Below are 21547 nucleotides of genomic sequence, written 5' to 3'. Positions count from 1 at the left end.
GAAGGCATTGAGCGTAGCCTGTTTGCGGCGCACTGACAATGACTCTCGCTGGCGACAGCATCGTAGCCTGGGGGATTGTTTTGACAACCCTGTCAACGGCTTCTATGCTGAACCCCAGACACCCCCTATCGGAGAATAACAATGCCTCAGTCAGTGCTCCCCGTCACCTCAGTGCTCGTGTCCTCCTTCCTTGTCCTCAGCGCCTGTTCGGAACCCGCGCAGATGTCATCAACGCCATCTGATGCGCCGGCGACGGCGCAGGCCAACTATCAGTATGAGACTGATATTCGCTGGACCGGTTATGGTATCCCGCATGTGAAAGCCGACGACTGGGGCAGCCTGGGATATGGCTTCGCTTACGCAACGGCGCGCGATGCCGTCTGCACCATTGCCCGTGACGTGTTGATGGTCAACGGCGACTTGTCTCGCAACTTTGGTGAGGCCGGTGGCAACATGGAGAGCGATATATTCCACCGGGCGGTACTGGATGCCGACATGATTGATGGCTATCGTGCGGACCAGGAGGACAAAACCATCGCGTTCTCAGCCGGTTACGTTGCCGGCTATAACCGCTACCTGGCAGAACACGGTGACGACCTGCCGCCGGCCTGTGCTGGCGCCGACTGGGTGCGCAGCATCTCCGAACTGGATGTCGATAAACTGACCATCGGTGTTGGCATTCGTTATGGTCTGGGTCTGTTTCAGCGCGAAATGGCGAACGCAGCACCGCCCGGCGCAACAGTGGCCAGTGTCGATAGCAACTTTGATATTGAAGCCGGCATTGGCAGCAACGCTGTCGCCATGGGCCGCGCGGTGACTGAATCAGGTCGTGGACTGCTGCTGGGTAATCCGCATTATCCCTGGCAGGGCTCTTCGCGCTTTCACATGATTCACACCACCATTCCCGGTGAAGTGGATGTGATGGGCGTCAGCCTGTACACAACCAACCGTGTTGCCATCGGGTTCAATCACAACGTGGCATGGACGCACACTGTTTCGACCGGTATGCGCTCCACAGTTTATGCGCTGGAGCTGGATCCGGAGAATCCCACGCGCTACCGCTATGGCGATGAATACCGTGATATGGAAAGGGTCAGCATTGAAGTGCCGGTCACCAATCAGGAAGGCGGTGTGAGCATGGTGGCGCGTGATGTCTACATGAGTCACTACGGCCCGATGGTGGTGTCCAATCAATTGCCATGGACCGACACCATGGCTTTTGCCATTCGCGACGTCAATCTGTACAACGACAGATCAGCCGATACCTATGATGCGTTGAACAAGGCGCAGAACATTGACGAGGTGGAAGCGGCGCTGAGTCTGCAGGGCGTCTCGTGGACCAATACCATTGCAGCTGACTCTGATGGTACCGCGTTTTATGCCGACATCAGCGTGGTCCCCAATGTTGACAGTGAGCTGATTGAAACCTGCCGTGTTGGTGCCGACAATGTTCCTTCGCGCGTGGTCTTGCTCAACGGCAGCAGCCCCGTGTGCGAGTGGTATCAGGCCGATGAATCAGAGATACCTGGCGCCATGCCGGCCGACAATATGCCGCGTATCCGGCGTGACGATTATGTACACAATGCCAATGACAGCTACTGGCTGTCGACACCGCGCGAGCCGCTGGAAGGTTATTCGCCCATTATCGGATCTGAACGCAGCACAGCCAGTCTGCGGACACGCGCTGGGCTGACGTTTATCGAGCAGGCACTGGCTGATGGCGACAAAATGGGGCCGCAGGATATTCAGGACATGTTGTTCAGCCACCGCCATTTTGGTGCCGAACAGTTTCTGGATGACGTGCTGGCGCTGTGCGCTGACAACAGTGAACCGGTCATGCTGGACGAGGTCGGTGTTGACGTGACACCCGCGTGCGAGGCACTGGCCAACTGGGACCGTCGCGATGACATTGACAGCCGGGGCGCCCATGTCTGGCGCGAGTTCTGGCGTCAGGCGGCGCGAATCGATGATCGTTACGTGGTGCCGTTTGATGCAGCTGACCCGGTCAATACACCGCGTCAGCTGGCGGTATCCCGTCCTGAGGTGCGCAGCGGACTGTTGCAGGCACTGGCGCACTCACAAACGTTTTTCCAGAGCAAAGGCATTGCTCTGGATGCGACGCTGGGCTCACTGCAGTATGAAACCCGAAATGATGAACAGATACCGATACCTGGCGGTGATGGTGGTACCGGCATGTGGAGCGTGATCACCGCTCGGTTTAATCCGGAAGCGAACGCCTACACGCCCATTCTGCACGGCAACAGCTACATGCAGGTGATCAGCTGGGATGAAGCGGGCCGTGTCGATGCGCGTGCCATTCTGAGTTATTCACAGTCCGAAGATCCGCGCTCTGAGCACTATGCTGATCAGACCAGGCTGTACTCACAGAGCCAGTGGCTGGATCTGCCATTTTATGAAGAAGACATTCTGGCAGACCCGGCCCTGCAGACGCTGACACTGCGAGAGTAGTGCCAGCGTTCACGGTTGCTGATGCCAGCGCTCAGACTTCAGGCGCGCGGCAGCGCGGGTCTGCCTGCTGGATGCCGGTCAGCATTTCGCGGCTCAGCGGCAACGGATCGCAACCGTGGCCAGTTTCGCAGACCATGTCCCACTGTGGCTCTGCCTTGATGTGACAATCAAGGCAGTTGCCGCCAAAGCGGTTAACCACATCGGTAAAACCACGGACAGCAATCTCCGAACCTTCCGGGCTGACGTTGAGTTCAAAAAACTCCCAGTCATTGGTCGCCGGGCTGGTGCCTTCGGGTTGCTTGAGCATGACTTCAGTCGGCACCAGTTGCACCACGGAACCAACCGGGTAGGGCGCGCCCTCAGCAGCATTGGCCGCAGCAACGGTGGCGTCCAGATCGCCCAGCAGGTTGTCGACAAAAAAACCACGCACCGCTGTCATCTCGGTCAGGCAGTCAAAGGTGTCGGCAGTGACTTCAATGGGCTGGCTTGATTGCGCCATCAACTGGCTGACACCCAGGCCCGTGGTCACGGCAATGGCGGCAACGCCGATAGCCAGTCGTGTGCGTCCGGAAAATGTTTTTTTCATGCTGGTTTCCCTCATGGTGAGTTATGGTGCTGCGTGATCGCTCAATAATGTTGTGGGTGATTATCACAGGCGATAGTTGCAGGCGATAATATCGCGCGCGATATAAAATCGCAATGCGTTGCGGTGAAGCGTGTCTGGCTTGCGGTCGCTGCCGCCTTCACTGCAGGTGTCTGATCAGGTCATCCAGTTGCTGTTTCAGTTTGATGCCTTCTTCCAGAGGGTAGCCGGCACGTTCAAACATTTTCCGTGGAATGCAGGCGCATTGCTGTTTCAGACGCTTGCCTTTGCGGGTCAGGGACAGCGTCACCACGCGCTCGTCATCCGGATTTCGGGTACGTTCGATATAACCCATGACTTCCAGGCGCTTCAGCAGGGGCGTCACTGTGTTGGTCGCCAGCAAGGCGCGCTTGCCGATATGAGAGACCGTGCAGGGAGCGTCTTCCCACAGGATCATGAGCACAATGTATTGCGGGTAGGTCAGGCCCAGCGGGTCCAGGAAAGGCTGGTACAGCCGGGTGATCAGGCGCGAGGCGGCGTACAGCGGAAAACACAGCTGATTGTCCAGGCGCAGATGCAGATCCGCATCGTCCTGCTGGCTGTCAGTCTGAGTGGGCCCGGAGGGTTTGGGCTTCGCTGCGCGCTTAACGGTATTCTTCGCCGCCGTGGCAACTGAGGTTTTTGTTGTTGCAGACTTGGTGGTTGATCGGGTCATGGCGCGGGCTGGATCCTGTCGGGTTTGGCGCGGCGTCTCGCATGCGCGCTCGATTTGCTTATAATGGCGATAGTCGTCAATTGAATCAACCGTCTGTTGGAGAGTGTTTGTGCGTTTACCTCGCTGTCGTATACCCCTGATCGTGCTGTGTTTGCTGATGCTGGCTGGCTGTGCCAGTTCGCGCGTGCTCAGTGAATGGCCGGAGACAGTACCAGAGCAGTCAATTTTCCTGCAGGCCTATCAGCAGGATCTGGACAATCAGGCACAGCAGTCCGATGTTGAGTACCTGACCTGGGTTGTGCGTTTCTACGAAGGCTGGGAAATGATGGCAACGGGCTGGAACGACATGACACCGGTAGTGCTCAGCGATCTGAGTCCGCAGCAGAGCGAGCAGGTGGCGGAGATGCGTGACAACCTGGGCGTATTGATTGCAGCCGAGTGGGCCAAGGACAATGACGAGCGGATTATCGATACGCGGATGCTCAGCCTGTGGGGCGGTGTCATGGTGGCGGCGCTGGATCCTGAAGTGCGCATTGACGCCATCGCCTTGATTACCGATGACGTCGAGCGCCTGCTGGCCGGTGAGTTGGCGCCAGCGCGCATCAATGACGCCCGTTATACCGAGCGCCTGCCCATTGTGCTGGACTGAGTGTTGGATTGTAGGCAGCGCTTACGGCGCTGCTTTCAGTTCCTTGTGGCGCACAATGATTTTGCTCATGTCGTGACGGCATGAACCGGCCTTGTCGATCAGTTTGCGTTCGCAGATATCGCAACGCACACATTCCTTGAAGTCGATGTTCTCGCGACGGATCGCGCCCGTCGGACAGGCGTGTTCGCAGACGGTACACACAGTGCACTGCGGCACACGCTTGATACGAAGCGGGCTGACAAACGACACCACGCCCAGTGCTGCACCCAGCGGGCAGGCGTATCGGCAATAGAAGCGGGGCACAACCACGCAGGCGGCCAGAATCGCCGCCAGAATGGCAAACAGCAGTATGGATCCGCTCAGGAAAAACAGGGTGCCAAAGGGCTCAAAATACTGGAATATGCCAACGTTATTGGCAAACAGCGCAGCACCGATAATGACGGCCAGGAAGCCGTATTTAAGGTAAATGCCGGCATCGTGCCATTTCTGCGGTACTTTTACGCGCCAGCGCCGCGGTGAAAAACGGGTAATGAAGTCCTGCACGGCGCCAAACGGACACAGCGATGAACAGAACAGGCGACCCCAGATCAGTGTGGTAACCACGGTGAACACCACGATCATCAGCAGCGGCAGGTTGCTGAGCAGAAAACCCGGCCCCTGCAGCATGACGCCGGTAATATGCGCCACCGACAGAAAACCAGCCTTCATGAAGCCCAGGTAGACCATCACCAGTGTCAGTGCCGCCCAGCGCCAACGTGCGTCCTTGCGGAAAAAGGCAATAAGCACCAGGGCAAAGATCAGCAGCAGCATGGCGACCTCGTTCCAGGGCGTCACACCCCACGGCGGATCATTGAGAAACTGATGCAGGGCACTGTTTTCCTGGCGGATGATACGCTCAATTTCCGCCTCACTGAGTAGCGCCTCGCCACTGGCCAGGCGCTGCCCCAGGCCCAGGATTTCATATTGCAGCTCGTAAGGCTCCAGGCTGCCCAGTGGCTGATAAAAGATATTGATGGGCTGTGACAGGTCGTAACGATCATCCAGCACAATGGCACCGGCAAATTCAGCGCGGTCGGCGATCAGGCCTGCATCAGCATTGCCGGCAGTTACCAGCAGATTGGCGGTCAGGCGTCGCATGGGCAGATCGCCCTGCTGCAACTGCAAGCGGTCCTGCCGGAATTGCTGAAAACCATCACCGCCCACAGCCATCAGGATCATCTGGTTGCCGCCCAGTCGGGCGCTGGCATCACGCTCGGCGCGCGCGTAGGCGGTGTTACCAATTAAATATTCACCCAGCGCCGGGTGGCCCATATAGATGAAGGTCAGCGTCAGGATTTCACCTGCCGGCAGTGTCATGCTGATCTGCTTGATGACGCCCTGCTCAACCAGATCATCCCAGCTGGACTGCTGCATTTCTTCCAGAATTTTTGCGTGCCGGGCTCGCTCCAGTGCTGAGCCCGGGGTAAAGCCGTTATAGGCACCGGCAACGCGGCGCGCGGCTTCGCGAATGCCGCGGGTAATGGCAAAGGTGCTCACGGTGGCGCCGGTAATGCCATCGATATCGCTGTTGAGGCGAAAGTCATCGGCAATCGATTTCCCGGCAAACTGACCCTGAAACACCGGGTCGGCAAGGAAGTCGCCCAGTGTACTGGAATAGGATTCAACATAGCTGAGGATCTTCATGCCGGTGAGTTCATTGTTCAGGTTCATACCCACCAGCATCGGGATCGGAGCGCTGAAACCACGCTCTTCCGGTGGCACATCCGCGGTCAGAAAAACATAACCAACCAGTTCCCGACCACCGTTGTCGGTTGCCTGAAACGCTTCGTAGACGGGCGGCTCTCCCTGTTTGTCGGAGAATGAATCGGCTGCCGGCATCACCTGCGTTAACCATTCCGGTTGCACATCGGTGGAGTAGGGTGTGCGAACCGGGTTGCCTTCAACGGGCTGGCGTGGTGGCTGGGCCTGGGCAGAACCTGCCGTCAGCATCATGGTCAGCGCCATGACAACGGCATACAATCGGTTGGCAAACATGTGGTGTATTATCCTGTGGTGAGTCTCGGGCCTGCGGTTCCGGCTTTGTTATTCAGGTCTTACTATAACCGCCGTCTGTCGCGAGCGGTAGCGGGCAGCCTGATTGTGAGACAAAATGTCACATTGGCACCGTCCACAGGCAAACCACCCTCGTCAAATCAACAGAAGGATGACCATGAAATCGCTGGAGTTAAAAATACCGCCACCCCTGGTCGCACTGTTGTGTGTTTTGCTGATGTGGTACATGCAGGGTTTTTATCCGTTAAGCTGGCTGACGGCAGCCTGGGTATTGCCGCTGGCGATCGCGTTGGCACTGGTCGGGATCGCGGTGGCCAGTCTGGGGGCGAACGCCTTCCGCCGCGCCCACACCACCGTTCATCCACTGCACCCGGAGCAGACCTCGCGTCTGGTCACCGGTGGTATTTACCAGCGTACCCGCAACCCCATGTATCTGGGGATGGCAATCGTACTGCTCGGGGTGGCGCTGTACCTAGCTGACATCACCGCCTATCTGGGCCTGGCGCTGTTTGTGCGTTTTATCAGTCGTTATCAGATTGAACCGGAAGAACGGGTATTGCTGGAAAAGTTTGGAGCCGAATTTGAGGCCTATCAGGCACAGGTCCGGCGCTGGCTTTAAACACCGCTTTTAATCACGGTTTTTGAGCGCCTGCGGCCGATATGTTACGGTTTTTGTGTCGTGATCAGGCAGAAATCTGTCAACGAGCGGTGCATCAGACAGCTCGGCGGACAATTCAGCTGCTGGTTCAGCTGCTGGTTCAGCAACGAGGAAGGAGGGCATATGGCTGACAACAAGGAGCACACCGCAACCCTGCACCGAATGGTGATGGACAAACACCTGTGCCCGTTCGGGCTCAAGTCGCTGGACCTGCTCAAACGCAAGGGTTATCAGGTCGATGACCGGCATCTGACCTCCCGCGAAGAGACGGACGCGTTCAAGGCCGAGCATCAGGTCGACACCACGCCTCAGACATTCATTGATGGTCAGCGCATTGGTGGTTATGAAGCCTTGCGCAAGCACTTTGGCATGGCGCCCGAGAAAAAAGAGGGCGTCACCTACGTCCCGGTGCTGGCCATCTTCGTGTCCGCCTTTGCCATGTCGCTGGCGCTGATCTGGAACATTCGTGGTGCGCCGCAGCTTATTCCCGTTCTTGAATGGTTTGTGGCCATCACCATGTGTGTGCTGGCGATACAGAAACTGCGCGACCTGACGGCATTCTCCAATCAGTTTATCGTTTACGACCTGCTGGCCATGCGCGTGGTGCGTTACGCCTATGTTTACCCCTTTGCCGAGTTCTATGTCGGTGTCGGCATGCTGGCCGGACTGAGCGCCTGGCTGGTGTATCCGGTGGCGCTGCTGATTGGTGGTATAGGCGCCGTGTCCGTATTCAAGGCGGTCTACATCGACAAACGGGAGCTTAAATGCGCCTGCGTCGGCGGTAACAGCAATGTACCGCTGGGCTTTGTGTCACTGACCGAGAACCTGTTCATGATCCTGGCAGCGGTCTGGATGTGGGTCCGTTAGTACGCATCCGGCCTCTGCGAATGTCACGCAACTGGTAACAGACTGCCACACTTAGGCCCGGTTTCAGTGTTATAATCCGTGGTTTCCAGAAATTCCCGCCAAGACACCAAGAACAGGAACAGCTATGTCGATTGATACCGCCAAGATTATCTACACTGAAACGGATGAAGCACCGCGCCTGGCAACCTATTCACTGCTGCCGATCATTCGCTCCTTCACCAAGGCCGCCGGCGTTGCCGTGGAAACCCGTGATATCTCCCTGGCGGGTCGTATTATTGCCACCTTCCCGGAATACCTGAACGAAGATCAGCGCATCGGTGATGCCCTGCAGGAGCTGGGCGAGCTGGCCAAGACGCCGGAAGCCAATATCATCAAATTGCCCAATATCAGTGCTTCAATTCCACAACTGGTAGCTGCCATCAAGGAGCTGCAGGCGCAGGGCTACAAACTGCCCGATTACCCGTTTGAGCCCAAGACTGACGAAGAAAAAGACATTCAGGCGCGTTACGGCAAGGTCAAGGGCTCTGCGGTGAACCCAGTGCTGCGTGAAGGCAATTCCGATCGCCGCGCACCGGCATCGGTCAAGAACTACGCCAAAAAACACCCGCACCGCATGGGCAAGTGGTCGTCTGATTCCAAAACCCGTGTTGCCCACATGAGTCAGGGTGATTTCTACGGCAGCGAGCAGTCGATGACGTTTGCGCATGCCGACGACCTGAAAATCATTTTCCGTACCGTGGCAGGCGAGCAGGTGCTGCGCGAATCAGTCAAGGTGCTGGACGGCGAGATCATTGATGCGGCTCGCATGAGCGCGGCCGATCTGCAGGCGTTTTTTGCCAAAGAAACGGCGGCTGCAAAAGAGCAGGGCGTTTTGCTGTCCCTGCACCTGAAAGCCACCATGATGAAAGTGTCCGACCCCATCATGTTCGGTCATGCCGTTAATGTGTTTTTCCAGCCGGTGTTTGAAAAGCATGCCGATACCCTGAGAAAACTCGGCGTTGATACCACCAACGGCTTTGGTGACGTGGTCGCGAAAATCGCGACCCTGCCGGAAGACCAGCGTGCCGCCATCGAAGCCGACATCCAGGCGGTGTACAACAGCCAGCCGGAACTGGCTATGGTCAACTCCGACAAAGGCATTACCAACCTGCACGTGCCCAGTGACGTCATCATTGATGCGTCAATGCCCGCCATGATTCGTGATTCCGGTAAAATGTGGGACCGCAAGGGCGAGCGTCAGGATACCCTGGCGATGATCCCGGACCGCTGCTATGCCGGTGTCTATCAGGAAACCATCAGTTTCTGCCGTGACCACGGTGCCTTCGATCCTGCCACCATGGGCACCTGCCCCAACGTTGGCCTGATGGCACAGAAGGCGGAAGAATACGGGTCACACGACAAGACCTTTGAAATTCCGGCGTCCGGCACAGTAGTGGTGCTGAACAAGGCCGGCGATACCGTGTTCTCGCACGAAGTCGAGAAAGGCGACATCTGGCGTATGTGTCAGGTCAAGGACGCGCCCATCCGTGACTGGGTCAAACTGGCTGTGTCCCGTTCGCGTCTCAGCGGCATGCCGGCCGTGTTCTGGCTGGACAACAACCGCGCACACGACAATGAGCTGATCAAGAAGGTTAACGCCTACCTGAAAGAGCACGACACTGACGGTCTGGATCTCCAGATCATGGCGCCCGACGAGGCGACCCGGCATACATTGAAGCGCATGAAAAATGGTGAAGATACGATTTCGGTTACCGGCAACGTGCTGCGTGACTATCTGACCGATCTGTTCCCCATTCTGGAGCTGGGCACCTCGGCCAAAATGCTGTCCATCGTACCGCTGATGAACGGTGGCGGCCTGTTTGAAACCGGTGCTGGCGGTTCTGCGCCCAAACACGTGCAACAGTTCGTGGAAGAGAACTATCTGCGCTGGGACTCGCTGGGCGAATTCCTGGCGTTGGCGGCATCACTGGAGCACCTGGCGCAACGCACGGATAACCAGCGCGCACAGATCCTGGCCGATGCACTGGATCAGGCGACCGCCAAGTTCCTCGACAACGATAAGTCACCGGCCCGCGCCATTGGTCAGATCGACAACCGTGGCAGCCATTTTTACCTGGGCATGTACTGGGCAGAAGCGCTGGCGGCGCAGAGCAAGGACAGTGATCTGGCGGAGCGTTTTGGCAAACTGGCAACATTCCTCAACGAAAAGGAAGCCGACATTGTCGCCGAACTGAACGGTGTGCAGGGTTCGCCGGTTGAGATCGGTGGTTATTACCAGCCCAATGCTGCGCTGGTGTCGCCGGCCATGTGCCCATCGGCAACACTGAGCCAGGCGCTGGACGGACTGTAAAGCTCCCTTTTTCCAGCCTGTAAACGCTGTTATGACGGCCGACACCTCAGGGTGTCGGCCGTTTTTTCTTCCCACTTTTGCCGGCACTTGTCAATCCCCGCCCTCAGTGATAGCCGTCAGACAGGTTTTTACCCAAGATGGTGGCCCGATAAACATTTAATGGGCGAAAAGCCTTCTTTTACCGCAAATGCTAAGATTAACGATATTAGCGGTCGTGGGCGTCTGCCGGGAGCGTAACTTTGAAATATGGCGTGATAGTCGAGGATCTGCCGGATGCCAGAGAATGGCTGCGAGCGGCGCTGCAGGATGCCTTCCCCGGCATTAGCGTGGTGGCTGCGCCAACGCTGGCGGATGCGCGTCGGGAAATAGCTGAACAGGTGCCCGACATTGCACTGGTGGATATCGGTTTACCCGACGGATCGGGCATTGATCTGATTGATGCGCTGAACCGCAATCACCCGCAAGTGATGTCGATTGTGACCAGTGTTTTTGATGATGACGCGCATTTGTTTGCTGCGCTCGGCGCAGGCGCCTCAGGCTATCTGCTGAAAGATCAGGGCCGCCAGGAACTGACCACCATGCTGCAGAAGATTGCCGATGGCCAACCGCCATTGTCACCCTCCATGGCCCGTCATCTGCTGGCTTTTTTTGCGCCACGGGAAACCCCGGAAGGCCCGCCGTTGACCGCACGCGAGCGCGAAGTACTGGGCCTGATTGCCAAGGGTTATTCGTCTCCGAAAGTGGCGGACATGCTTGATATCTCCAAACACACCGCCGCCGGTTATGTTAAAACCATCTACAGCAAACTGAATATTTCCAGTCGGGCAGAAGCTGCGATGCAGGCCTCTCGCATGGGCATCGTCGGTGTTGATGTCTTCTAGGCTGATGCCGCTGCCGGTTCTGTAACCACCGGTAATGAAACGCTCAGGCAATGCGGCAGATCCTGCTGCGCTGCTGGCGCTGGCAATGTCGGCTGCAGCGTTGCATTCAGTGCCGCCAGGCGTTTGCGCAGCAAAGGCGACAAGGCAATTGTTGTGGGCGCGTCATGACTCAGTCGCAGTGTCAGCTGTTGTTGATCCAGTCGGGCGACAAATTCGATGCGTTGCACGTCCTCCTGCCATAAGGTATTGCTGATCAACTCACGCAGCAACAGACGCATTTTCAGAATCAGGCTGCTATGGCAGATCAGGTCCTCTGTTGCCGCATCGATATCCCAATCGAACGCTATGCCCAGACCGGAGGCCCGGCCCTCATGCTCGGCCATGCTGTCGGCCAGTGCCGCCGCGAGCACGGAGTCATTGTTGGCGACGCGACTGACAATGTCGCGCAGGTCCTGCAGCGCACTGCGTGCCAGATCGCGGATCGGGCCACGCTCTGACTTGAGTACCAGCGATAACAGCTTGGCGCCGAGATCGTCATGCAGGTCACGATAGATTGCCTCGCGTTCGGCGGCGACACGAACTTCACGTTCCAGTATTTCCTGGTCGGCATAAACCTGTTTGATATTGTTCTCCGCTGCGGACAGGCGAGTCTGGAGGAGTCTGTTTAAATTCCTGAGAGCCGATGTACCTTTCTTGAATGCAGCCAGGCCCAGCCAGGTCAGAATCAGCAGCATGACGGGTTGGGTGATATAGGCCCACAGCATGTCCCAGCGCCATCGGGTGGTCGCTGTGCTCAGTACCAGCGTTATGTCATGCAGCGCTGCCAACAGCATGATGAGCAGGCCGGCGCTGACTGCCAGCAACTGCCGTCTGGGTGCTGTGCCGTGACGAAACAGTTTCACCAGCAGGACCACAAACAGTAGTTGCAGGAGCAGTTGCCCGGCACTGCCCACAGCAACAATCTGCAATTTAGGTGTAGCGATCAATACGGCGCCGTGCAACACCGGCAATAGGGCCAGCCAACGCAACCGTCGTAGTGGAGTGCTGAGGTAGTATGCATAGACAAACGCCAGCAGACAAACGGCCCCGGTGACCGTGCCCCAGTGTGTCAGGCGTAGAAAATTCATCTCCCCGAAAGTCACACTGGGCGCGACGATGTAGGACAAGGGCAGCGACCAGCTTAAACTCATCAGCAGGGTCAGCATCCAGCGCGGGTTTTGTGTTTCCAGCCACGCAAACAGACTCAGGGCGGCTATAAAGAACATTGCCATTAAACCGATCTTGACCAGTTCTATCTGTAGAAAATGATGGATACGATAGCGCTGCTGCAACGCCTCGGTCTGTCCCATAAAAAAGGGGCTCATGACGCCAAAATCTGACACAGAATGCAGACGGAAGTACAGCATCTGATTTTCACCGGTTAGCCACGCTTCAGGAATATGCCACATCACCGGGCGGTTCCAGTTGCGCTGCAGATTGTCTGGTGAGGCCGGTCCGCCGCTACCCAGGTAATGCTGATCCAACCAGATTTCGACATTCATGATGTGGCGCAGCATCAAAATCTGTGTCCATCCATTTTCACGAACCGCCTCGGGCAATGGAATGCGATACCATGCATATTCCAACGCATTGTCGTGCTGTGGGTCCCGGGACCAGGATCGGGGCAGTGACGTGGGGCGCCATTGAGCATTGGCATCCGGGTAATCATACGAGGCGGGATCCATAACGTCGGCGTCGGTGATGAAGACGTAGTTGGGGTTTGCGGTCAGCAGCCAGACCAGAGTCACGCTGATCAGGATCAGGGCGGCAAACAGGCCGCTGATGACTTTAGTAAGTGGGCTCATGGCTTTCTTCCCGCTCATGGCTGTTGTTCCGCTCATGGCTGTCTCCTCGCTCATGGCTGTTCCACCGGTAAGCTGAAGCTGAGGGTGGTGCCGGCAGCGCTGGAGGATGTCACCTGCATTGAGCCGCCCAGGTCACGCACGCGGTTCTGCATGTTGGCAAGACCACGCCCGGCCATGGGCGATGGGCGGATGCCGTGACCGTCGTCACTGACACTGTAATGTAGTTGTCCCGCTGTCAGCTCCGCGCCAATCTGCACCGACGCTGCGCTGGCGTGTTTTAATACATTGCTGAGTGCTTCTCGTAGCGTACGGGTAACACAGGATGCCTGCAGGGCGGTCAGCGTTGTTGCATATAAGGAGTCGGACAGGTGCCAGCCTGGATTGACACCCGCCTGCTCGCATCGGGTGTCGATTTCATTGCGCACATCTGCCATCAATTCACCCAGGTTCTGCTGCGACTCGCTTTGCAGATTCCGGGTGTCCCGCAGATCTTTCAGGGCCGCTCGCGCCAGCTCTTCCGCATCCGCGTCGGCGGCAGTATAAATCAGGTGTAGCAATTTGTCGCTGAGGTCTTCGTGCAATGACTGAAAGATGACCTTGCGCTCATGCAGGCCGGCAGCATCCAGAGCATCCGCTTTCATTTCCGCGTAGCGCCGTTCCAGCTCGCCGGTGGCCCGCTGTACGCGCTGATCCAGTGAGACGTTTAATTGAGTCAACTCAACCTGATTGTTCACATGCTGCGACACCAGTAAATACAGTACTGCAAGAATCATCACCACCTGACCTACGGCAGGCAGTGGCAGATACATGCCAGGCTGCACTGCCAGGCTCAGTTCGAACAGCTCGAGCGTAGCGTCAGCGAGAAACAGCCTGAGCTCAGCGTCAGCGAGATACAGTCCGAGCCCAGCGTCAGCGAAAAACAGCCCGAGCCCCGCATCAACCAATATCAGCAACAGCAGCAGCACCGCCGCGAACACAACGGACTGACGCGCCGCTGGCGAAGGCAGCACACCGCTGAGACGTCTGTTGTGTAGCAACACTGCCACCAACAGTAAGGCCCAAACCGCCATGGACAGGTAACCGGCCAGCAGCCAGAGTACGGAATTGCCCAGCTGGCAGCACAGATAGACGCAGGCGGTCAGTTGCGCCTGGAACAGTGTTCGGTGCAGCCGGCTATCAAATTGCGCAGACCAGGCCAGCCACATCACCAACACCAGAAACGCACTGGCGTAGGCAGCCCAGGCTGGCAATTGCCAGAATAATATGTCGCGCTGCTGTAGCACGGATTGCAGAGCACTGTAGTTACCGACCAGTACCGGAACGGCCGGTATCGGCGGCGCAGGGGTGCTAACGGTCAAGGACAGCGAGCGGGCGGGCTCTGCTTCAGATGGGAGCAGGTATAGGCTGCCGGTGTGCCCCTTATGTGCTGGCAACATCGCCAGGGTAAGGATCTCGCCATTGAGAGTGATGGATGACAGCTCACGCCCATCGGGCACCAGCACCGCGAGCGGCGACTGCAGTGACCTCAGCAGGCTTTGTCGGTTCTGGCTTCTCTGCCGGCTGTCGGCAGCTGTTCGCGAGTCAGGTTGGGCATCAGCCCATATCTGCCATGCAACATCGCCTGACTGGGCAAGGCCGGGTGATGCGAGGCAAAAAATGCACATTAAAAAAACCGCCAGTCTGATCATGGCGCTGTTCACCTTTGCTGCTGCGCATTCCCTGGTTGACAGAATTGTCGCCCAGATCAATGGTAAACACCATCCCGGCCGGGCACAGACTGTAAACAACGATCTGTACACTACGATCTGTTCACAACGACCTGTTCACAACGACAATGGGCTGGTATAACTCGGGGCATTGCACAGACAATAAGGTTTGCCGGAAAGGAGCACTCACATGAAAAGGTCCATGATGTCAGCCGCGATATTGAGCCTGGTGCTGTCAGCCGATGGTTTTGCCCAGCAGGCCGAGAATTACGATTACTGGGCACCGCAACGGGCCATGGTGCAACGCGGTCAGCAGGCTGTTTTCATGTGCAACGGGCTGTTCACCAGCCAGCGCACACTGGAACAGGTGTTCAGTCAGGAACTGGCATTTTTGCGCGCTCCCATCGGCACGGTGCTGGGCGGTGACTATCATGTTGACTACGAACGCCGCGCAGTTGAAGTTGGCACACCCGGTGCCGTGCCGGTGATGCGGGCAGCGTTTCGCGACGGCATCGGCTGCATCATTCTGGCACCAGACCAGACCCTGGCTGACATCGATGAGCTGCCGGAACTGACCTTGCCGCTGCCTGCCGGCGACCCAGCGCAGATTCCCTGGCCTGACGGCGACCTGATTGAGCCGCAACCCTTACCGGCCAGTATTGATGCCGGGGCGCTGCAGGCCGCGTCAGACTGGGCCTTCAATCGGCCCACGCCCGAGCAGGACACGCTCAGCCTGATTGTGGTGTATCAGGGTCAGATTATCCATGAGCGTTACGCCGACGGTATCAACATGGATACCCGCACCCGGACCTGGTCCACGGCCAAGAGCATTGCCTCGACATTGATCGGTATGACCGTGGATCAGGGGCTGATGGCGCTGGACGAACCACTGGGGCTGGACTGGTTGCCGCAATCCGGTTCAGCCGGCTCGGATCCAAGACGAGACATCACTCTGCGTCACGCTCTCAACATGAGCACCGGGCTGGAAAGTATCGATAATGGCGGTATGGAGTATGCTACGGGGTCAGGCCTTTCTTATTGGGCCGGCAGCAGTTCGGTGCAGGGGGCGCTTGCACGCGCGCTGATCCGTGAACCGGGCACACGCTGGGACTACGAGAACTACGATACGTTGCTGGCGATATATGCCATGAAACTGGCGCTGGGCGGCGAGAACACCTATGCCGAGTTCCCACGCAAAGCATTGCTGGACCGCATTGGCATGCGCAACACCCTGGTGAGCACTGATCGCTTTGGTGATTTCATTCTTAGCAGTCAGGTGTATACCAACGCCCGCGACCTGGCCCGCTTTGGTCTGCTCTACCTCAACAATGGCGTCTGGGATGGTGAGCGGCTGATCTCTGAAGACTGGATTGAATTCTCCCGTACGCCAGCCCCAGCAACAGTCGGCCGGGGTAGTCAGTACGGCGGACAGTGGTGGCTGGTGCCGGAAGGCCGCGATGACATTCCGGCAGACGCCTATTCGACCAACGGCAACCGTGGGCAGTACACCGTGGTAGTGCCGTCCCATGACCTGGTGATTGTTCGCCGGGGGCTGGATTATGGACGACAGGGGTTCAGCCAGTGGGATCTGACCCGTGAGGTGGTGAAAGCGGTCAATCAGGGCAACTAGTGCATCCGATCACGGGCCAATGAAAGCGCCATTAAGACAATAAGCCAAATTTAATCGCTTTTCTTGCAAACGATAACGATTATCGATAGCATTCGTGTTTTCGTTACATTGGCAAGGAATAAAGACCATGTTTGCATCCCGTTTTTCGCGTGGACCACTCTCAGGCCACGCCGCCGTTATCACTTCATTCGCCTCGCTGCTGACGCTGGCACTGTCCAGTGCTGGCCATGCCCAGTCCTCGCAACGCGATGCCGACGCTAGTGACGGCGTTGACGAAATTGTGGTGACCAGCCGTTACACCACCAACGAGCGTCTTGATTCCGCCACCGGCTTGGGCCTGAGTCTTTATGAAACGCCGCAGTCCGTGAGCGTGATGACCGCCGAACGTATCGCTGACCAGAATCTGCGCTCGCTGACCGATGTTGTCGACAACGCCGCCGGTGTGTCTGCCCGGGCTCAGGACAGCACCCGTTCCACCTATTCATCGCGTGGTTTCTCCGTCAACAACTATCAGATTGATGGTGTGCCCATCTACTGGCAGCCGGGCAACAACGCCGGTGAAACCCAGTCTGATACCAGCCTGTACGAGCGTGTCGAAGTGGTGCGTGGTGCCACCGGTCTGCTGACCGGCGCCGGCAACCCGTCAGCGTCCATCAATCTGGTGCGCAAACATGCCAATAGCCGCGAATTTACCAGTTCGTTGAGCGCCTCAGCCGGGCGCTGGAACAATTACAGTGTCACTGCCGACGTTGGTACTGCCCTGAATGCCAGTGGCACCGTTCGCGGCCGGGTGGTGACACATTATCAGGATGGTGACTCCTTCCGTGATCTGGGTGGTGATACCAAGACAGTGCTTTATGGTGTTGTTGATATCGATGTCACTGACCAGACCCTGTTACGCGTGGGCGCCACCTATCAGGACAATGAACCAACAGCGTCCACCTGGGGCGGCCTGCCCACCTGGCACGCGGATGGCTCGCGTACCGACTGGGCGCGCAGCAAAACCATTGGTGCCGACTGGACCACCTGGTCTTCTGAAGTGGAAAACTATTACGTAGACGTGGTTCATCAATTTCGCAATGGCTGGAACGCCAAGCTCAGCCTGAACAATAACGTTAACGCCTCAAAACAGATGTTGCTGTACATGTCTGGCACGCCTGATCGCGAAACCGGGCTGGGGATGGGAGCGTCGCCCCGCAATGCGGATACCGATCGCGAGCAGACCAGCATCAGCCTGAACGTCAATGGTGACTATCAGCTGTTTGGTCGCAGCCATGAGTTAACCTTCGGTGTCGTGGATCACAATGAAGACAATATTGCCTTTTCCCGCGCCCGTACTAACATCGCGCCGGTCGGTAACTTCAATCTTTGGGATGGCAGTTACCCACAGCCGACGTGGGGTGCCCGCAACGTAGACATTGATGTCACCACCGAACAATTTGGTGTCTACGCGGCAACGCGTCTGTCGTTGACCGAGCAGTTCAAAGTGATTACCGGTGCTCGCCTGGCAGACTGGGAGCAGGACGGCCTCTACTACGGTACGCCACGCACGTTTGGCGACACCAACGTGCTGATTCCCTACGTTGGCGCGCTATACGAGTTCAATGATCAGCATACCGTTTATGCCAGTTATACCGAGATCTTCCAGCCGCAGAATCTGCAGGACCGCAACGGCGACTTTCTGGATCCGGTCACCGGGGAAAGCCAGGAGCTGGGTCTGAAAAGCCTGTTTTTTGATGGCGCCCTGCAAACCACTGTCGCTGTATTCGATATTCTGCAGGATGATCTGGGTCAGCCCGACGGCAACTTCATTGTACCGGGCTCGGATAACAGCCAGGCCTATTTTGCTGCAGAGGGCGCCAACAGCACCGGGTACGAACTCGAAGTGGTGGGGCAGCTGACACAGGCGTGGGACCTGAGCTTCAGCTACACCAGCTTTGATGTGGAAGATGCTGCGGGCAACGATGTCAACACAGACAATCCGCGCGAACTATTGAAACTTTACAGCACCTACCGGTTTGGCGGTGCGCTTGAGCGACTGACTGTTGCCGGTGGTGTCAACTGGCAGGGGCGTGAGTACATGAACGCCACCAACCCGGTGACCGGTGCCACCAATCGCCTGGAGCAGGACGCGTTCAGCCTGGTCAGCCTGATGGCGCGTTACGACATCAGTAGCAATCTGTCGGCGCAGTTGAACGTGGATAACCTGCTGGACGAAACCTACTACAGCCAGATTGGTTTCTACAGTCAGCTGGAGTACGGCCAGCCGCGCAACATCACCGGCACGCTGCGCTACGACTTCTGAGTCCTGTTACGAACTCATGATTCATTAACCACAGGCTGGTGGCCGGGGCGTCTGTCTCTGTTACCGGCCTGGCTTAGATAGCGGTTTGACTCAGCTACCGGCCGGCTGTGTCTGTTTCGCTGCTGATCGGGCTGTTGTTGTCTGTAAGATAAACAGGCTGGCCGCGAGTGCCAGCCACACCAGATTGATGCTCAGGCTGCCGCCTTGCCACGCCGCCTGTCCATATCGCAGGGTGTGCACCAAGGGTACCAGTGCTGTCACCAAGCCACCCAGTTGTCGCAATCGCCACGCCCATAACGTTGGCGTCCCCCAGCGCCAGGCAGTGGCGACAAGCACCAGCAGCCCAATCCAGAAAACCGGTATGGGCGGTATGCCCAGTGCCAGTTGCAGCACCGCCGACAGTGACAACAGCAACAGCGTTCCCCACACACTCACCTGCCATAACCGGTCGATGGTGTCGGTGGGCAGTTTGCGCTGGCGGCGTTTACTCAGCCAGATGTTGACACCGGTGACGGTGACCACACAAAGCGCGGTGCCCAACAGCAGGAACATGATTTTCACTGGCATGCCACCAAAATGACCGAAGTGCAGCCGGTACAGAGATGCCTGCATCTGGCCACCGATGCTGGCAGCATCACCGCCACCAGGTCCCTGATACTCGCCGTTGGCAGCATAATGATGGCTTTGCGACCAGAACAGACGGTCCGGGCGGATGGCGTTGAGCTCGACCCGTTGTTGGCTGCTAGCAGGCTGATAAACCGTCAGGTAAAACACCTGGTCATTGGGCGACCGTGTGCTGAAGGAACGCCAGATGGTATCGAAGTCCGGCAGTGCTGCTGTCGCCGTAGCAACCTGAGTTCCGCTGCCCTGGTCAGCAGGTACCGGGTCGCCCGCATCTGGTGAGGTCAACAATGCCGTTGCCAGACTGATGGCGCCCGCGAGCCCAAGTATGGCCCCGGTGATCGCAATGATCAGGTGAAAAGGGGCTGCCCAGACGCTGAGCCGATTATGTAAGTCGGTCTGCTGCAGTTGCCGCGAACGCGCCAGGCGCAGCGAAAACGCATCGCGCAGAATGCCCGGATGGGCGAGAAAACCTGACACAATCAGCGCCATCAGCAGTACCCCAAAAATGCCCACAATCACCACGCCCAGTTCCAGAGGCAGGTTCAGGGCAAAATGCAGTCGCGCCAGGAACGATGTCCATGGCCGCTCGACATCGCCCAGCAGCGAACCGTCAGCGGCGACATAACGCCGATGCTCACCGTAACTGATGGACATGCGTGGCCAGTCCGAGGTGGGCATGTCCATTCCGATTCTGGCAGGTGCTTCGCCAAGATCGGCGTCAGGATCAGCGCCCAGGTCAGCAATGGCGTTGCGCAGCGCCTGCTCGATGCGTTGACCGTTGACCTCCATGGTTTCGACGGTGGCGGTGGGCTGCTCCCAACGCCAGAACTCTTTGTAAAACACCGCCAGCGTGCCACTGACACAGATGACGTACATCAGGAACGCCGCCGTCAACCCCATCACCGAGTGACCGGATAACATCTGCCGGAAAAAATTGGCGTCGGGTTTTTTTACACGGGTCATGTCGAACTTCCTGTCGATAATTGAGAGCTCAGCGTACTAACATTAGCAGGCCAAGCGCCGCTGCGGAGCTGCCTGCCATGATCATGGTCGGACGCAGCAGTCTGGTGGCGATGCTGGCCCAGGCCATGCCTGCGGTCCAGATAACTGTCACTGCCAGTCGTTCTGTAAAAACACGGTCAGCATCTACCGCCATGAGTAGTTGTGCCAGTAACACGCCAGTGGTCAGTGCAAATACCGCGGCCAACGGGCCGGCCACCAGGACACGGGCGCCGCCACGAAGCCAGACCCGTAATGGCAGGGAAGGTATCTGAGTTGAAGAGGACGACAACGTGCTGTCGCCAACCGGAGCGTTTGCAGGTGATCGGATCGATGGCACCCGGTCGAGTGTTGTCCATTGCCCCTGCAGCGCAATCCAGGCAAGCACCAGTAGCATCAATGCACAGGCGCCAATGGGCAGGCCAATCCAGGTGCCACCTGCCAGGCTCCAGGTTGCCAGTGACAGCGCCAGTAGCGCCCAGCCTGGCAGCAAGCCGCCGCGCTTTTGCCAGCGCCAGGAACGGTAAATCAGCCAGATGCCGATCAGCATCACCCCGGTGGCAGCGACGGCCCAGAACGCGCTGATGTGTTGCCAGTAAAAGACGGTCATGCCGGGTTATCCTGCTGCGAAATGCGTAATAGTAGTGATAATCGTTACTATTTGCAATTCATTGCTGCCGGCCTGGCAGGATCATTCTCAGGCTTTTTCACGGTGAGGGTTACGGTGCCAGGCTGGAGCGTGCCTGCGTACCCCAGTTGCCGTCTTCGTCGCGCGTGACGATATACAGCGACTGGTAAGTGCCGATCTGCTGGTTGAAACCATTGAAGCGTTCAAACACCGTGTGGATATGCACCTTGCCAGGTGATACCAGCACCGGTTCACGGCTCAGCCAGTGCGAATGGTCCCAGCCGATTGCTTCAAGATTGGCAAACGTGGCTTCCCGGGCAAACTCTTCGGCGTTCTGCCACACCGTCACCGTGCCGCTGGCGAAGCGCACATGCGGATAATTCAGCGTGGCAGCCCAGGCCTCCATGTCACGACCGTTAAAAGCGACCATGAACTCATCCAGTGCCGCCATGGCGCCGTCGAGCGCCTCGGCGTTGACATCGGTATCTGTTGCCTGGGCTGACAGTGTTGCCGGGCTGAGCCAGAAACAGCAGAGCAGGGCAAAAGTTTTAAGTGTGTTCATTTTCATGACGGTCTCCTTCCTGTTA

At 57.6% G+C, this 21547-nt stretch carries 17 protein-coding genes; 9 read left to right on the top strand and 8 right to left on the bottom strand.

The annotated features are described in order from the left end of the window. The first annotated feature begins 222 nt into the window (after positions 1-222). Positions 223-2469, top strand: coding sequence for a penicillin acylase family protein (locus tag PHACT_RS06250; RefSeq protein ID WP_169819409.1), 2247 nt, complete (start codon positions 223-225; stop codon positions 2467-2469). A 31-nt stretch (positions 2470-2500) separates the two neighbouring features. On the opposite strand, the gene PHACT_RS06245 is transcribed toward PHACT_RS06250, so the two are convergent. Both PHACT_RS06245 and PHACT_RS06240 read right to left on the bottom strand, forming a co-directional pair. Next, positions 2501-3055 (bottom strand): hypothetical protein, encoded by a 555-nt coding sequence (locus tag PHACT_RS06245; RefSeq protein WP_070116396.1) that lies wholly within the window; start codon positions 3053-3055, stop codon positions 2501-2503. A gap of 157 nt (positions 3056-3212) precedes the next feature. After that, positions 3213-3767 (bottom strand): MarR family winged helix-turn-helix transcriptional regulator, encoded by a 555-nt coding sequence (locus PHACT_RS06240; RefSeq protein WP_083264391.1) that lies wholly within the window; start codon positions 3765-3767, stop codon positions 3213-3215. A 109-nt stretch (positions 3768-3876) separates the two neighbouring features. On the opposite strand from PHACT_RS06240, the gene PHACT_RS06235 reads away from it, so the two are divergent. Continuing rightward, positions 3877-4416 carry a hypothetical protein gene (locus PHACT_RS06235; RefSeq protein WP_139141454.1) on the top strand — a complete coding sequence of 180 codons (540 nt, stop codon included), beginning with the start codon at positions 3877-3879 and terminating at the stop codon, positions 4414-4416. A 21-nt stretch (positions 4417-4437) separates the two neighbouring features. On the opposite strand, the gene PHACT_RS06230 is transcribed toward PHACT_RS06235, so the two are convergent. After that, positions 4438-6450 carry a NosR/NirI family protein gene (locus PHACT_RS06230; RefSeq protein ID WP_070116394.1) on the bottom strand — a complete coding sequence of 671 codons (2013 nt, stop codon included), beginning with the start codon at positions 6448-6450 and terminating at the stop codon, positions 4438-4440. Between the two features lie 175 nt (positions 6451-6625). Between PHACT_RS06230 and PHACT_RS06225 the strand changes: the two genes are divergently transcribed. The 4 genes from PHACT_RS06225 (at position 6626) to PHACT_RS06210 (ending at position 11224) form a co-directional block, all read left to right on the top strand. Next, positions 6626-7087, top strand: coding sequence for a methyltransferase family protein (locus tag PHACT_RS06225; protein WP_070116393.1), 462 nt, complete (start codon positions 6626-6628; stop codon positions 7085-7087). Between the two features lie 162 nt (positions 7088-7249). Continuing rightward, positions 7250-7993, top strand: a complete 744-nt coding sequence (locus tag PHACT_RS06220) for a MauE/DoxX family redox-associated membrane protein (protein WP_070116392.1) — start codon at positions 7250-7252, stop codon at positions 7991-7993. A gap of 124 nt (positions 7994-8117) precedes the next feature. Continuing rightward, positions 8118-10343: an NADP-dependent isocitrate dehydrogenase gene (locus PHACT_RS06215; RefSeq protein WP_070116391.1), complete on the top strand. Its 2226-nt coding sequence runs from the start codon at positions 8118-8120 to the stop codon at positions 10341-10343. A gap of 239 nt (positions 10344-10582) precedes the next feature. After that, on the top strand, positions 10583-11224 hold the full coding sequence (locus tag PHACT_RS06210; protein ID WP_070116390.1) for a response regulator: 642 nt from the start codon (positions 10583-10585) through the stop codon (positions 11222-11224). On the opposite strand, the gene PHACT_RS06205 is transcribed toward PHACT_RS06210, so the two are convergent. Together PHACT_RS06205 and PHACT_RS06200 are read right to left on the bottom strand one after the other, a co-directional pair. Further along, positions 11221-13104, bottom strand: coding sequence for a sensor histidine kinase (locus tag PHACT_RS06205; RefSeq protein ID WP_139141453.1), 1884 nt, complete (start codon positions 13102-13104; stop codon positions 11221-11223). The two genes, PHACT_RS06210 and PHACT_RS06205, sit on opposite strands and share 4 nt — an antisense overlap. Positions 13105-13118: 14 nt before the next feature. Next, positions 13119-14732 carry an ATP-binding protein gene (locus PHACT_RS06200; RefSeq protein ID WP_169819408.1) on the bottom strand — a complete coding sequence of 538 codons (1614 nt, stop codon included), beginning with the start codon at positions 14730-14732 and terminating at the stop codon, positions 13119-13121. On the opposite strand from PHACT_RS06200, the gene PHACT_RS16315 reads away from it, so the two are divergent. From PHACT_RS16315 to PHACT_RS06190, 3 genes are all read left to right on the top strand, one after another. After that, a complete protein-coding gene (locus tag PHACT_RS16315; protein WP_169819407.1) occupies positions 14725-14916 on the top strand; it encodes a hypothetical protein in 192 nt (63 codons plus the stop codon). The two genes, PHACT_RS06200 and PHACT_RS16315, sit on opposite strands and share 8 nt — an antisense overlap. A 48-nt stretch (positions 14917-14964) precedes the next feature. Beyond that, entirely contained in the window at positions 14965-16404 is a 1440-nt protein-coding gene (locus PHACT_RS06195) for a serine hydrolase domain-containing protein (RefSeq protein WP_070116387.1), read from the top strand. A gap of 127 nt (positions 16405-16531) precedes the next feature. Next, a complete protein-coding gene (locus PHACT_RS06190) occupies positions 16532-18709 on the top strand; it encodes a TonB-dependent siderophore receptor (protein ID WP_070116386.1) in 2178 nt (725 codons plus the stop codon). 90 nt (positions 18710-18799) lie between these two features. Here the strand turns inward: PHACT_RS06190 and PHACT_RS06185 are convergent, their stop codons facing one another. From PHACT_RS06185 to PHACT_RS06175, 3 genes are all read right to left on the bottom strand, one after another. Next, positions 18800-20296, bottom strand: coding sequence for a PepSY-associated TM helix domain-containing protein (locus PHACT_RS06185; RefSeq protein ID WP_070116385.1), 1497 nt, complete (start codon positions 20294-20296; stop codon positions 18800-18802). A 28-nt stretch (positions 20297-20324) separates the two neighbouring features. Continuing rightward, positions 20325-20942 (bottom strand): hypothetical protein, encoded by a 618-nt coding sequence (locus PHACT_RS06180; RefSeq protein WP_070116384.1) that lies wholly within the window; start codon positions 20940-20942, stop codon positions 20325-20327. A gap of 109 nt (positions 20943-21051) precedes the next feature. Further along, positions 21052-21528 (bottom strand): hypothetical protein, encoded by a 477-nt coding sequence (locus tag PHACT_RS06175; protein ID WP_083264390.1) that lies wholly within the window; start codon positions 21526-21528, stop codon positions 21052-21054. Positions 21529-21547 lie beyond the last annotated feature (19 nt).

This window comes from Pseudohongiella acticola (assembly GCF_001758195.1).
Taxonomy (GTDB): Bacteria; Pseudomonadota; Gammaproteobacteria; order Pseudomonadales; family Pseudohongiellaceae; genus Pseudohongiella; species Pseudohongiella acticola.
This window is presented reverse-complemented; position numbering and strand designations above follow the sequence as displayed.